At 73.0% G+C, this 12,251-nt stretch carries 12 protein-coding genes and 2 tRNA genes; 4 read left to right on the top strand and 10 right to left on the bottom strand.

Going from position 1 to position 12,251, the window contains the following annotated elements; all coding sequences use genetic code 11:
- Positions 1-2: 2 nt before the first annotated feature.
- From B5M43_RS07860 to B5M43_RS07845, 4 genes are all read right to left on the bottom strand, one after another.
- Positions 3-503 carry a tetratricopeptide repeat protein gene (locus B5M43_RS07860; RefSeq protein WP_055991353.1) on the bottom strand — a complete coding sequence of 167 codons (501 nt, stop codon included), beginning with the start codon at positions 501-503 and terminating at the stop codon, positions 3-5.
- Between the two features lie 72 nt (positions 504-575).
- Positions 576-2,120, bottom strand: coding sequence for a trigger factor (gene tig / locus B5M43_RS07855; protein WP_134745495.1), 1,545 nt, complete (start codon positions 2,118-2,120; stop codon positions 576-578).
- Positions 2,121-2,194: 74 nt separating this feature from the next.
- Positions 2,195-2,268 (bottom strand) — tRNA-Pro (locus B5M43_RS07850).
- An 81-nt stretch (positions 2,269-2,349) separates the two neighbouring features.
- Positions 2,350-2,420: transfer RNA gene (locus B5M43_RS07845), tRNA-Gly, on the bottom strand.
- A 194-nt stretch (positions 2,421-2,614) separates the two neighbouring features.
- Here B5M43_RS07845 and B5M43_RS07840 point away from each other — a divergent pair.
- Both B5M43_RS07840 and B5M43_RS15315 read left to right on the top strand, forming a co-directional pair.
- Positions 2,615-2,785 (top strand): hypothetical protein, encoded by a 171-nt coding sequence (locus B5M43_RS07840; RefSeq protein WP_167626763.1) that lies wholly within the window; start codon positions 2,615-2,617, stop codon positions 2,783-2,785.
- A 52-nt stretch (positions 2,786-2,837) separates the two neighbouring features.
- On the top strand, positions 2,838-5,705 hold the full coding sequence (locus B5M43_RS15315) for an AAA family ATPase (protein WP_167626762.1): 2,868 nt from the start codon (positions 2,838-2,840) through the stop codon (positions 5,703-5,705).
- A gap of 6 nt (positions 5,706-5,711) precedes the next feature.
- Here B5M43_RS15315 and B5M43_RS07830 read toward each other — a convergent pair whose 3' ends face one another.
- Positions 5,712-6,251 (bottom strand): gamma carbonic anhydrase family protein, encoded by a 540-nt coding sequence (locus B5M43_RS07830; protein WP_055991344.1) that lies wholly within the window; start codon positions 6,249-6,251, stop codon positions 5,712-5,714.
- A gap of 110 nt (positions 6,252-6,361) precedes the next feature.
- On the opposite strand from B5M43_RS07830, the gene B5M43_RS07825 reads away from it, so the two are divergent.
- Together B5M43_RS07825 and B5M43_RS07820 are read left to right on the top strand one after the other, a co-directional pair.
- Complete coding sequence (locus tag B5M43_RS07825; protein ID WP_055991341.1) at positions 6,362-6,544, top strand: DUF1918 domain-containing protein; 183 nt, start codon at positions 6,362-6,364, stop codon at positions 6,542-6,544.
- 183 nt (positions 6,545-6,727) lie between these two features.
- On the top strand, positions 6,728-7,213 hold the full coding sequence (locus B5M43_RS07820; protein WP_055991338.1) for a Dps family protein: 486 nt from the start codon (positions 6,728-6,730) through the stop codon (positions 7,211-7,213).
- 60 nt (positions 7,214-7,273) lie between these two features.
- On the opposite strand, the gene B5M43_RS07815 is transcribed toward B5M43_RS07820, so the two are convergent.
- From B5M43_RS07815 to B5M43_RS07795, 5 genes are read right to left on the bottom strand one after another with little or no spacing between them, the layout of a single operon-like run.
- Entirely contained in the window at positions 7,274-8,788 is a 1,515-nt protein-coding gene (locus tag B5M43_RS07815) for an amidohydrolase (RefSeq protein ID WP_134745493.1), read from the bottom strand.
- Positions 8,785-9,447 carry an FMN-binding negative transcriptional regulator gene (locus tag B5M43_RS07810; protein ID WP_055991332.1) on the bottom strand — a complete coding sequence of 221 codons (663 nt, stop codon included), beginning with the start codon at positions 9,445-9,447 and terminating at the stop codon, positions 8,785-8,787. Before B5M43_RS07810 ends, B5M43_RS07815 begins: the two co-directional genes overlap by 4 nt.
- A 22-nt stretch (positions 9,448-9,469) precedes the next feature.
- A complete protein-coding gene (locus tag B5M43_RS07805; RefSeq protein WP_055991329.1) occupies positions 9,470-10,498 on the bottom strand; it encodes an Fpg/Nei family DNA glycosylase in 1,029 nt (342 codons plus the stop codon).
- Complete coding sequence (locus B5M43_RS07800) at positions 10,498-10,986, bottom strand: ribose-5-phosphate isomerase (protein ID WP_055991326.1); 489 nt, start codon at positions 10,984-10,986, stop codon at positions 10,498-10,500. Before B5M43_RS07800 ends, B5M43_RS07805 begins: the two co-directional genes overlap by 1 nt.
- A 23-nt stretch (positions 10,987-11,009) precedes the next feature.
- The gene (locus B5M43_RS07795) at positions 11,010-12,167 is read right to left on the bottom strand and encodes a ferrochelatase (protein ID WP_055991510.1); all 1,158 of its coding nucleotides are present in this window, start codon (positions 12,165-12,167) and stop codon (positions 11,010-11,012) included.
- Between the last annotated feature and the right edge of the window lie 84 nt (positions 12,168-12,251).

Genomic DNA, 12,251 nt, shown 5'->3' with positions numbered 1-12,251 from the left:
CCTCAGGGCTCGCGGACCTCGACGAGCTCGGCCGCGTAGGCGGTGACCGAGCGCGAGTAGCGCCCGAGGTGCGGAGCGAGCGCCGTCAGCGCGACGGACGCCGCCCGCACGGGATCGCCGCTCGAGACGAGGGCGAGGGCCGTGAACGCGGCGAGCTCGTCGCGCAGCGCGCCTCCGCGCTCCGACTCGGCGTGCAGCAATGCGAGGCTCTCGTCCACGCGGCCCAGGTTGCGCAGCGTGCTCGCCAGCTGGATGGTCGCCTGCGTCCGCCGGGAATCGTCCAGCCCCGCCTCGATCGCGCGCCGGTACAGCGGCTCCGCCTCGGTCTCGAGGCCCGCGCTGTCGCGCGCGCCGGCGCGCTCGAACAGCGCGACCGCGTCATCCGGGCCCCGTTCGGCGGCCAGTGCGTCGATGCGCGCCACGCGATCCTCATCCGTCAGCGCGGGATCCGCCCAGACCGCGTCGATCCGCCGCTGCCAGTCGTCGAAGCCGTGAGCGGTCATGGTCCTCCTCGGGGTGCGGAAAGGGGGACGGATGCCACGGCATCCGTCCCCCTCGCGGGCGTCAGTCGCGGATCACTCCGCGGCCTCGGCCTCGACCTTCTTCTTGCGCGTGGTCTTCTTGGGGGCCTCGGCCTCCTCGGCCGGGGCCTCCTCGGCGGCGGCCTTCTTGGCCGGAGCCTTCTTGGCGGGCGCCTTCTTGGCCGGAGCCTTCTCGGCCGGAGCCTCGTCGGCGTCCGCGGACTCCTCGGCCGCGGCCTTCTTGGCCGGCGCCTTCTTGGCGGGGGCCTTCTTCGCCGCGGGCTTCTCGGCGGCCTCCTCGGCGTCGACCGCCTCGTCCTCGTCCGTCGCGGCGAAGCCCGACAGGTCCACGGCCTTGCCGTTGGTGTCGACGACCTCGACCTTGCCCAGGACGATCGCGAGCGCCTTGTTGCGGGCCACGTCGCCGATGACCGCCTGCAGCTGGTTGCCCTGCTGGAGCGCCTCGATGAACTGCTGCGGCGCCATGCCGTACTGGCCCGACATCTGGATCAGGTACTGCGTGAACTCGTCCTGCGAGACCTGCACCTCGAGCTTCTCGGCGAGGGCGTCGAGCAGCATCTGCGTGCGGAACTGCTTCTCGCTGGCCTCCGCGACCTCGGCGCGGTGCGCGTCGTCCTCGAGGCGGTTCTCCTGCTCGAGGTGGTTGTGCACCTCGTCCTCGATGAGCTGCGCGGGGACCGGGATCTCCACCTTCTCGAGGAGGGTCTCGACGAGCTTGTCGCGCGCCGCCGAGCCCTGCGAGAACGCGCCACGCGACTCGACCTGCTCGCGCAGGCTGTCGCGCAGCTCGGCGATCGTGTCGAACTCGCTCGCCATCTGTGCGAAGTCATCGTCGGCCTCGGGCAGCTCGCGCTCCTTGACGGCCTTGACCGTCACGGCCACCTCGGCCTCCTCGCCGGCGTGGTCGCCGCCGACGAGCGTCGAGCGGAACGTGGTGGCCTCGCCCGCGGTGAGCGACTCGATGGCCTCGTCGATGCCCTGGAGCAGCTCGCCCGAGCCCACCTCGTACGAGACGCCCTCGGCGCGGTCGATCTCGTTGCCGTCGATCGTGGCGACCAGGTCCAGCTCGACGAAGTCGCCCTTGGCGGCCGGGCGGTCGACCGGGATGAGCGTGCCGAAGCGGGCGCGCAGGCGGTCGAGCTCCTCGTCGAGCGCCGACTCGTCGACCTCGGTCGCGTCGACCGTGATGGTGAGGTCCTCGTAGTCGGGCAGGTCGAACTCGGGGCGCACGTCGACCTCGACGTCGACGACCAGGTCGCCCGAGAAGTCCTTCTCGCTCGGCCACTCGACGATGTCGGCCGACGGGCGGCCGAGCATCTTCAGCTCGTGCTCGGCGACGGCGGCGCGGAAGAACCCGTCGAGGCCCTCGTTGACGGCGTGCTCGATGACGGCGCCGCGGCCGATGCGCTGGTCGATGATCGGAGCCGGAACCTTGCCCTTGCGGAAGCCGGGGACCTGCACGTCGCGGGCGATGTGCTCGTAGGCGTGCTGGATGCTCGGCTTGAGCTCCTCGGGGCTGACCGTGATGTGCAGCTTCACCCGCGTCGGGCTGAGCTTCTCGACGGTGCTGTTGACCATAAGGTTTCGTTCTCCTCGTTGCGGTGCCCGCGCGCAGGCCGCGCGTCGGGCTCATAGGTCTGGGTGGCCGTATGTCGGGGCGACAGGATTTGAACCTGCGGCCTCCCGCTCCCAAAGCGGGCGCTCTACCAAGCTGAGCTACGCCCCGGGGATCCCCCGCTGGGAACACGAAACGGCCCCGTGAAGTCTAGCCGACGAAGTCGGCGGGTCTTCACGGGGCCGCGTGCGGAGGGGATGACGGGAATCGAACCCGCGTAGCCAGTTTGGAAGACTGGGGCTCTACCATTGAGCTACATCCCCGGGGCTGCCGGGCAGCGCGTTCGAGTCTAGCCGATTCCGCGCACCACCCCCGACGCTCCCGCCTTATGCGGGCGACCGGGCCCCGGAGCACGAGAGATACGGCATCCTCCCGACGTCCCCGCCCCACCTCAGAGACGAGCGTGGACCCATCGGCCGCCGACAGTGCGGCCCCACCACAGGGGATGGAGCGGGAGATGCACATCGATCCGATGATCGGGATCATCCGGTACGAGGAGGACGTCCGCGCCGCCGAGCTCCGGATCGCGCGCCTGCGCGCGCTCGAGGAGCGGCGGGAGGAGCGTCCGGCTTCCGGCGCGCGGCCCCGGCGGGCGCTCCACCGGCTGCTGCCGCGGCTCGGTGCCTGATCTCGTCGCCGCGGCCGGCGCCGATGTCGGCGGCCGGTGCGACCATGAAGAGGTGAGACCGCACACAGTCGATCTCGTCGCGCGCGACACCGAGCTCGCGGAGCTGGCGGCCGCCCTCTCGGAGGTCGCCGCGGGCGAGCCGCGCACGGTCGTCGTGGGCGGCGAGGCCGGCATCGGCAAGACCCGCCTCGTGACCGAGTTCCTCGAGCGCCACGCCCGCGAGGCGCGCGTGCTCGTGGGGCGTTGCGTCGACCTCGGCGGCGCCGGCGAGGCCTACACCTCGATCGCGGGTGCGCTTCGGCCGCTCGCGATCGACTACGGCGACGAGCTGCGCGCGGTCGTCGGAGCGGGCGGTCATCGTGCGCTGCAGGGCCTGTTCCCGCAGCTGGGCGACCCCGGCGCGCCGGCCGCGGGCGGAGGACTGCACGAGGCGATCGCGCTGCTGCTCGAGGCCGCGGCCGCGGATGCGCCGGTCGTGCTCGTGATCGAGGACCTGCACTGGGTCGATCCGGCGAGCCTCGCCGTGCTGCGCTTCCTCACGAGGGCGCTCGCGCACGCCCGCGTCCTCCTGGTCGTCACGTTCCGCTCCGATGAGATCGGCCGCGGGCACGTCGCGCGGCCGTTCCTCGCCGAGCTCGCCCGCGACCGGCGCGCGAGGCGCGTCGAGCTGGCGCGGCTGGACCGCCGCGGCACACGGCTCCTCATGCAGGCCCTGACGGGCGCCCCGCCCGCCGAGGCCGAGGTCGACGCGCTCCTCGAGCGCACCGACGGGGTCCCCTTCTACATCGAGGAGCTGGTCGACCTCGACGGGTGCCGCGACGGCGCGCCCCAGCTCCCGGAGGGCCTTCGCGAGCTCCTGCTCGTGCGCTACGAGCGCCTGTCCGAAGAGGCCCAGCGGATCGCGCGCCACCTCGCCGTCGGGGGCGTCGAGGTGGACCACGACCTCCTGGCCGCCGTGCTCCGAGCGGAGCCCGACGACATCGAACCCGCGATCCGCGAGGCGGTGGCGTCCGGCGTGATCCTCGCGACCGAGACCGGCTACTGCTTCCGGCACGCCCTCGTGCGGGAGGCGATCCTCGACGACGTCCTGCCCGGCGAGCGGGAGCGGCTGCACGAGCGCTACGCGCTCGAGTACGAGGCCTGCGCCGGTCGCGGGCGGCCGGTCGCCGCGTCCGTCGCCCACCACTGGTCCGGCGCCCGCGACGCGCGCCGCGCGTTCCCCGCCTGGCTGCGCGCGATGCGCGAGGCGCGCACCGCGATGGGCTACGCGTCGGCGGCGCAGCACGCCGAGCGCGCGCTCTCGCTGTGGGACGTGGTCGACGATCCGGAGGCGACCGGCGGCATGTCCCGCCTCGAGCTCATGGGGCGCACGGCGACGTATCTGCGCAACGCCGGCGACGTGGAGCGTTCGCTCGCGGTGCTGAGGTCCGCTCTCGCGGAATGCCCACCGGGCACGCTGGATCACGCGCGGCTGCTGAACAACCAGGGTCGCGGTCTCGCGCAGATCGCCAGGCCCGGGGCCGTCGAGGCGTATCGCGCGGCGCTCGCGACGCTCGACGGGCTGGCCTCGCAGCCCGGCATCGAGACCATGCGCGCGGACGTCATGATCTCGCTCGCCGGCCGGCTGATGCTGAACGGCGACGACGAGGATGCGCTCACCCTCGCGACCGAGGGCGCGGCGCTCGCGCATGCGGCGGGAGCACGGCGGCTCGAGTCCGTGGGCGTCAACATCGCCGCGCTGTGCCACGGTCATCTGGGGCGCGTACAGGAGTCGATCACGGGTCTGGAGCGGGCGCGCGAGCTCGCGGGCGAGGACGGCACGGCGCTGCTGCGGTACTGGGTCAACGCGTCCGATCTCGCGTTCCACCTGGGCGAGTTCCCGCGGGCGCTGGACATCGCGCGCGAGGGGATGGTCGCCGCGCGCAGGCTCGGCGCGGACCGCACATCGGGCATGGTGCTCGCCTCGAACGCGGTGGACCCGCTCATGGCGCTCGGCCGCTGGGACGAGGCAGCGGAGCTGCTGGACCGGTCCCTTCAGGTCGCCCCGCCGTCGACCTCGCGCTCGTATCTGGCACGCGGGAAGGCCTGGCTGCAGCTGTGGCGGGGCGACGCCGAGGGCGCGCACGAGACCCTGCAGCGGTCGCTCGCGATGTTCGCGTCCACGGGAGCCTTCGAGCTGCAGTCGAGGCTGACCGTGAGCCACGTGTCGGCCGAGGTCGCGCTCGCGACCGACGACGTGGCCGCGGCCTGGCGCCACGCGCAGGCGCTGCTCGCCGCGGATCCCGAGCGCCTTCATCCGGGGCACGTGCCGCCCTTCGGCTGGAGCGTCGCCCGGGTCATCGCGCGCGCGGGCGAGGGCACGGTCGACGCCGATGCGGCGGATGGTGCCCCGGCCGCCCTGCGGGCGATCCTCGACCGGTTCGCGTGGTGGCCCACCCACGCGGCCTGGCGCCCTCTCATCGAGGCCGAGCTCGCTCAGACGGCCGCAGCCTGGGACGCCGCCGCGACGGCGGCCGCGGACGAGCGGCTGCCCGTCCTCGTGCGCCCGTACAGCCGGCTGCGGCTCGCCCAGGCGCGCTTCGCCGACGCCGACCGTGCCGCGGCGCGCGAGACGCTCCAGCACGCCGTCGACGAGGCCGAGGCGCTCGGCGTGCTGGCGGTGCGCGACGCGGCCCTCGGCTTCGGACGCTCCAGCGGCCTGCTCCGCGACGGCTCACGCACTCCCGCCGACGGCCTCACCGAGCGCGAGCGTCAGGTGCTGGAGCTCGTGTCCGCCGGGCTGAGCAACCGTCAGATCGGCGAGCGGCTGTTCATCAGCGGCAAGACCGCGAGCGTCCACGTGTCGGCGATCCTGCGCAAGCTGGGCGCGTCGAACCGGGCCGAGGCCGCGCATCTCGCGCACGACCTCGTCGCGGGCTGAGACCGCTCAGCTCCCCCTCAGCGCCGAGCCGTGCCGCTCGGCGTGGGCGACGTAGCGCTCCGCGTTGGCGCGCAGGGACGAGACCTCCTCGTCCGTGAGCTCCCGGCGCACCCTCGCAGGCACGCCCGCGACCAGGGACCGCGGCGGGATCTCCGTGCCCTCGAGCACCACCGCGCCCGCCGCGACCAGGCTTCCGGCGCCGATCACCGCGCCCGAGAGCACGACGCTGCCCATGCCGATGAGCGAGCCGTCGCCGATCGTGCAGCCGTGGACGACCGCGTTGTGCCCGACCGACACATGCTCGCCGATCTCCACCGGATTCGCGGCATCCACGTGCACCGAGACGTTGTCCTGCAGGTTGCTCCCGGCCCCGATCGTGATCGACTCCACGTCCCCGCGCACCACGGCGTTGTACCAGACGCTCGCCCGGTCGCCCAGCGCGACCGCGCCGACGATGCGCGCCCCGTCCGCCACGAACGCGTCGGGGTGCAGGGCGGGCACGTCGTCGTCGAGCGGGAGGATCGAGGCGAGCGTCGAGACCGGCATGAGGCCGATGCTAGGCCCTCGTGCGCCCGAGCGCCTCCGGGCCCTTGCCTGGACCGGCCCTTCGGAGCATCGTGGAGACAGGCCCATTCGAAGAGGACGGGAGGTCGCACATGGGCGCGAAGAGCGGAGATCGACTGGTGGTCGAGGGCCACACCGCCGAGCAGCACCGCCGTGAGGCCGTGGTGCTCGAGGTGCGCGGCGCCGACGGGGAGCCGCCGTACCTGGTGCGGTGGGCGGACGGACACGAGGGCCTGGTGTTCCCCGGCCCGGATGCGCACATCGTCCCCGCCTGAGCGAGGCGGGGCATCCATCCGGGGGCGGCAAGCGCGACGTGCGCCCACCCGAGGTATGGATAGCCTTGCTTTCCCCCGGTGAAGCGGTAATTAGCCCAGCCTTCACTTGCTTGCGGAATGCCGTGGCGTGAGTAGCGTTGGAGCTACGTAGAAGGCACCTGAGCCATCAACCGGAGGAACGTCATGAGCAAGAACCAGACCATCTCGACCACTGCCGCCGACCCGACCGTCGCCGCGGGCGCCTCGCAGTTCCTCTCCCCCGTCGTCCTCGGCCTGCAGGCCCTGACGGTCAACGGCAAGCAGGCGCACTGGCACGTGCGCGGCGCGAACTTCATCGGCGTGCACGAGTTCCTCGACACCCTCGTCGAGCACGCCGGCGCCTGGGCGGACGAGGCCGCGGAGCGGATCGTCGCGCTCGGCCTCCCGATCGACGCACGACTCGAGGCCGTCGCCCAGAAGGGCGCGGGCACGGCGGTGTCCGCCGGCTTCGCGCAGTCGGGCGACGTCATCCGCGCGGTCGTCGCGGACATCGACAAGGTGATCGCCGACCTCCAGGCCGCCATCGACGGCCTGGACGAGATCGACCTCACCAGCCAGGACATCGCGATCGGCATCAAGGCGGGCCTCGAGAAGGACCGCTGGTTCCTCGTCGCCCACATCGCCGAGTAAGCCGCCTCCACGACGAAGGCCCCGGACGCGTCCGGGGCCTTCGTCGTGTGCTCGCCGCCCTCAGGCGAGGTGGGTGAGGCGCCCCGCGATCATCGTGGCGTGCACCGGCATGGTCCTCAGGTCCGGCTCCGAAGCCGTCAGCGGGTCGTGGGCGACGACCGCGAGATCCGCAAGAGCGCCCGGCTCGATGCGCGCGCCCGCCAGCGAGCCGCCGTATGTCGAGCCGGCCAGGGCCGTCGCCGGATCGAGACGCTCCTCCGGGCGCCACGGCGCCCGGCCGTCACGGGTCCGGAACACCGCGGCCGCCATCGACGCCCACGGGTCGAGCGGCGCGACCGGCGCGTCCGAGCCCAGCAGCAGGTTCGCGCCCGCATCGCGCAGGGACCGCATCGGATACGCCAAGGCGGTCTGCCCCGGCCACAGCTCGTCGGCGAGGTCGCGGTCGTCGACTGCGTGGGCCGGCTGGATGCTCGCGCCCACGTCGAGACGCGCGAACCGCGCCAGGTCGGCATGGCGCACGAGCTGCGCATGCTCGATCCGGCCGACGGCCCCCGTCGCGCCGAAGGCGTCGAGCGCGCGCGTGTTGGCGACATCCCCGATCGCGTGGATCGCGCATCCGATCCCGGCCGCGGTCGCGGCGGTCATGAGCTCCACGAGCTCGTCGTCTCCGACCGTGAGCACGCCGTGGTTGGCGGGGTCGTCGGCATAGCCGTGCGAGCACGCCGCCGTGCGCGTGCCGAGCGACCCGTCCGTGATGACCTTCAGAGGGCCGACCCGCACCAGCTCGGACGCGTCGAGGGGATCCCCGGAACGCAGGCCCAGGGAGACCGCGCGGTCGAGGTGCTGCGGGTAGATGCCGAAGTCGACGCGCAGCGCGTCGAACCCGCCGGCCAGCCGGCGACGCCACGGGTCCTCGTTCCACGTCATGTCGAGGTCTACGAGCCCGACCAGGCCGCGCCCGGCCGCCGCCTGCGCCGCGCGCGCCACGGCCGCGTCCCCGTCGGCGACCGGCACGTCGTTCAGCACCCGGGCGATCGCGAACGCCGCCTCCTCGCGCACGACGCCCACGCCGTCCGACGCGATCCCCTCGCGCCGCAGCGCGGCCGAGTTCATCCACACCGAGTGCAGGTCGAGGTTGAGCAGGTAGGTCGGCACGTCGCCCGTGACGGCGTCGAGCGCCGCGGTCGACGGCGGCTCGGGCCACAGCGCGTCGCGCATCTCGACCGCGATCCGGCGCCCGTCGGAGCGCACCGGCGCGGCTGCCGCGAGCCGCGCGGCCTCGGCGGGCGACGCGGCGTCCTTCACCGAGACCCGCTCGAGGCCGAGCGCCCACTGCAGCACGTGCACGTGGTGGTCCCACAGCCCCGGGATCAGCCACGCGCCGTCCGCGTCGAGCACCGTGCCGCGCCGGGGCAGGGCGCCCGCGGGCGCGATGTCGGCGATGATCCCGTGGGCGAGGTGCACGTCGTACCGGGCGCCGGGATCGATCGCCGCGAGGGGAAGCAGCTCGCGGCCCTCGCCTGCGATCCGGACATCCGAGATCACGTCCACGCGGGCGCCACGCGCCGCCGTCATCGGGCTTCCTCCTCGGCGCGGGCCCTCGCGGCCGCGCGCGCGTCCTGGCTCCGGCGCATCTCCTCGGCCAGCGCAGGGTTGCGGAACGGGCCGTCGCCCGCCAGCTCGCCGATGATCGTCTCCACGACCTCGTCGGGCCGGTTCTGGCTGAGCTTGCGCTTGGCGGTCACGCGCGTCGGCGTCAGGCGGAAGCCGACGGTGCCGCGCTCGAGCCGCTCGACGAAGTCGCGGTCGTTCGGACGCTCCCACATCAGCCGCGGGTCGTCGCGGCGTGACTCGAAACGAGCGACGAGCCGGTCGAGCACCGCGAGGTTCTCCTCGGTGCTCAGGATCTCGGGGACGCCGGCGAGATGCGCCGAGACGAAGTTCCAGGTGGGGACCGCCGGGCCGTCGCCGTACCAGCCGGGCGAGATGTAGCCGTGCGGCCCCTGGACGACCACGAGCAGCTCCCGCTCCCCGAGCCCGTGGATCGCATCGTCGGGCCGGCCGACGTGCCCCACGATCGTGAGGTCGTCGCGCGCGTCGTCCAGGAGCACGGCGTAGTGGGAGGCCACGAGGCCCTCATCCGTGTCGCTGACGAGCGTCACCCACGGGTTCCGGTCGATCAGCCGTCTCAGCTCGCCCACATCGGTGAACGCGAAGCTCGGGTTCTGGCGCATGAGACCGATCGTACGGCGGCGCTCAGCGCTGGCAGCGCGGGCACCAGTACAGCTTGCGGGCCTGCATCTCCTCGAGCACGATCTCGGTGCCGCACACCCGGCACGGCAGCCCCGCGCGGTGGTACACCCAGTGGCGGTCGTCGCGGTGGGCCATGGCGCGCCGCCAGGCGTCCCCCTCGAGGCCGTCCATCGTCATCATCTGCCCGGTCTCGACGCCGATCCGCAGCAGGCCCGCCCAGTCGCGCCACAGCCCGCGCACGACCTCCTCGGGGATCGCCCTGCCCGGGGTGTGCGGATCGAGGTTCGCGCGGAAGAGCATCTCGGCCCGGTACACGTTCCCGATGCCGCTGACGACGGCCTGGTCCATGAGCAGCTGACCGATCGCGACGTTCCGCCGCCGCACGGCGCGCACGAACCGCTCCTCGTTCTCGACCGGGTCGCCCACGAGCGGATCCGGTCCGAGGCGCGCGATCACGGCGTCGACCTGCTCCGGGGTCTCGACCACGCACGCGGTCGGCCCGCGCAGATCGGCGCACGTGACGTCGGTCATCAGGCGGAGCCGGACCTGGCCCACGACGGGCGGCGGCCACTCGGCGTCGGGCGCCTCGAGGCCGTCGGCCTCGTCGAGCCCCTTCGTCTGCTCCGACATCCGCACGTGCACGCGGGTGCGGCGAGGGGCGCCGATCGACGCGAGCGAGTTCTCCCCCGCGTCGTCGAAGACGGGCGCGTCGTCGGGTGCGGCGAGGTCCGTGCCGCGCTGGTTGGTCTGGCCCATCCGGCCGTTGGCCGCCGCGATCGTCGGGTCGACGAGGATCTCGCCCGCGAAGTCCCACGCCCCGTAGAGCCCGAGGTGCACGCGCAGCCAGACGTCGCCGTCGAACTCGAGGAACATCTGCTTGCCGACCGCGCGCGCCTGCGTCGGCACGCGCCCGTCGAGCTCGGCCGCGCCCGCGGCGAAGCGTCCCTGCGGGCTGGATGCCGTGACGGGCCGGCCGACGAAATTGCGTGCGAACTGCCGCGCGATGCGATGGACAGAATGGCCCTCGGGCATCAGGCCGCGCGCGGGTCGGGCTCGAGCGTCCCGTCCGTCTCGTACGCGGCGATCTGCGCGATGCGGCGCACGTGACGCTCGTCGTTCGAGAACGGCGTCTCGATGAAGCGGTCGATGAAGCGCACCACGTCGTCGAACGAGTGCTGCCGCGCGCCGATCGCGATCACGTTGGCGTCGTTGTGCTCGCGGGCGAGCTCGGCCGTCGCGATGCTCCACACGAGCGCCGCGCGCACTCCCGCGACTTTGTTCGCGGCGATCTGCTCGCCGTTCCCGGAGCCGCCGAACACGATGCCGAGCGCGGGGACGCCCGCCGCCTGGTCGCTCACGACCGCCTGGGCCGCGCGGATGCAGAACGCCGGGTAGTCGTCGACCGGGTCGTACTCGATCGGCCCGTGGTCGACGACCTCGTGCCCCTGGGAGGCGAGGTGGTGCTGCAGCTGGGTCGAGAACTCGAGGCCGGCGTGGTCGGTCGCGATGTGGATGCGCATGGGGACGATCCTATTGACTCGAATCAGGGCAGGATGCCCGCGGCCGCGGGCTTGAATCCGGCGCGGACGTTCTCACAGCAGCCTGGACGGCAGACGTCGAACCACGGCCCCAGCGCGGTCCGGTGCGGGCGCTCGGAGACGGGTGTGCCCCGCAGACGCTCCTCCACGAGGTCGACCAGCCCTGACACGTATGCGGGGTCGACCCCGGGCGTCGGCGTCCGCACCGCGCGGATGCCCGCATCCGCCGCGGACTGCATCGCCTCGTTGTCCAGGTCCCACATGACCTCCATGTGATCGCTCACGAACCCCAGCGGCACGATGGCCACGGCTTCGGCTCCCGCGTCAGGCAGCTCAGCGATCACGTCGTTGATGTCCGGCTCGAGCCACGGCTGCGAGGCGGGGCCGGAGCGGGACTGGTAGACGAGCTTCCACGGCACGTCGGCGGCCTCCGGCAGACGCTGCGCGATGTCGGCCATGACCGCCTCCGCGACGGCCAAGTGCTGGGCAGCGTAGGCGCCGCCCTCGCCCCAGTCGACGTCGCGCGGGCCGGAACGCTCCGCGTCCTGCATCGGCACGCTGTGGGTCGAGAACAGCACGGTGATGCGCTCGGGGGCCACGCCGTCGGCGAGGAACCCACGCACGGCCGCCTCGACGCCGTCGACGAACGGCTGAACGAATCCCGGGTGATCGAAGAACTGACGGACCTTGTCGATCGTGACGCGATCGCCCAGTCCCGTCTCGGTCAGGACGCGCGCGAAGTCCTCGCGGTACTGGCGGCAGCTCGAGAACGAGCTGTAGGCGCTGGTGGCGATCGCCAGGAGGCGGCGATCGCCCGCGGCGTCCGCGGCCGTCACGGCCTCGTCGAGGAACGGCGCCCAGTTCCGGTTGCCCCAGTACACCGGGAGGTCGAGCCCGCGACGCGCGATCTCGGCCTCGAGGGCCGCCTTCAACGCTCGGTTCTGCGCGTTGATCGGGCTGACCCCGCCGAAATGACGGTAGTGCGTGGCGACGACCTCGAGCCGCTCGTCCGGGATGCCGCGGCCCCGCGTGACGTTGCGCAGGAACGGGATGACGTCATCCTGCCCCTCGGGACCGCCGAAGCTCGCGAGAAGGATCGCGTCGTACGCGACCGGCGTCTCGATGAACGGCTCCCCCGACGATGCAGCCGCCGAGGCGAACAGCGGGCCTCGCTGCTCGAGGGTCGCTGCGGTGGTCTGGGTCTCGTCGCGCTGCTCGTTCACGTGCTCCATTTTCTCACCTCTGTA

Source organism: Microbacterium sp. MEC084, assembly GCF_004514465.2.
Classification (GTDB): Bacteria; Actinomycetota; Actinomycetes; order Actinomycetales; family Microbacteriaceae; genus Microbacterium.
This window is presented reverse-complemented; position numbering and strand designations above follow the sequence as displayed.

What these genes read in the sequence shown, in the direction of transcription:
- B5M43_RS07860 (WP_055991353.1), bottom strand. Translation starts at nt 503, where the DNA reads ATGACCGCTCACGGCTTCGACGACTGGCAGCGGCGGATCGACGCGGTC.
- tig (WP_134745495.1), bottom strand. Translation starts at nt 2,120, where the DNA reads ATGGTCAACAGCACCGTCGAGAAGCTCAGCCCGACGCGGGTGAAGCTG.
- B5M43_RS07840 (WP_167626763.1), top strand. Translation starts at nt 2,615, where the DNA reads ATGCACATCGATCCGATGATCGGGATCATCCGGTACGAGGAGGACGTC.
- B5M43_RS07830 (WP_055991344.1), bottom strand. Translation starts at nt 6,251, where the DNA reads ATGCCGGTCTCGACGCTCGCCTCGATCCTCCCGCTCGACGACGACGTG.
- B5M43_RS07825 (WP_055991341.1), top strand. Translation starts at nt 6,362, where the DNA reads ATGGGCGCGAAGAGCGGAGATCGACTGGTGGTCGAGGGCCACACCGCC.
- B5M43_RS07820 (WP_055991338.1), top strand. Translation starts at nt 6,728, where the DNA reads ATGAGCAAGAACCAGACCATCTCGACCACTGCCGCCGACCCGACCGTC.
- B5M43_RS07815 (WP_134745493.1), bottom strand. Translation starts at nt 8,788, where the DNA reads ATGACGGCGGCGCGTGGCGCCCGCGTGGACGTGATCTCGGATGTCCGG.
- B5M43_RS07810 (WP_055991332.1), bottom strand. Translation starts at nt 9,447, where the DNA reads ATGCGCCAGAACCCGAGCTTCGCGTTCACCGATGTGGGCGAGCTGAGA.
- B5M43_RS07805 (WP_055991329.1), bottom strand. Translation starts at nt 10,498, where the DNA reads ATGCCCGAGGGCCATTCTGTCCATCGCATCGCGCGGCAGTTCGCACGC.
- B5M43_RS07800 (WP_055991326.1), bottom strand. Translation starts at nt 10,986, where the DNA reads ATGCGCATCCACATCGCGACCGACCACGCCGGCCTCGAGTTCTCGACC.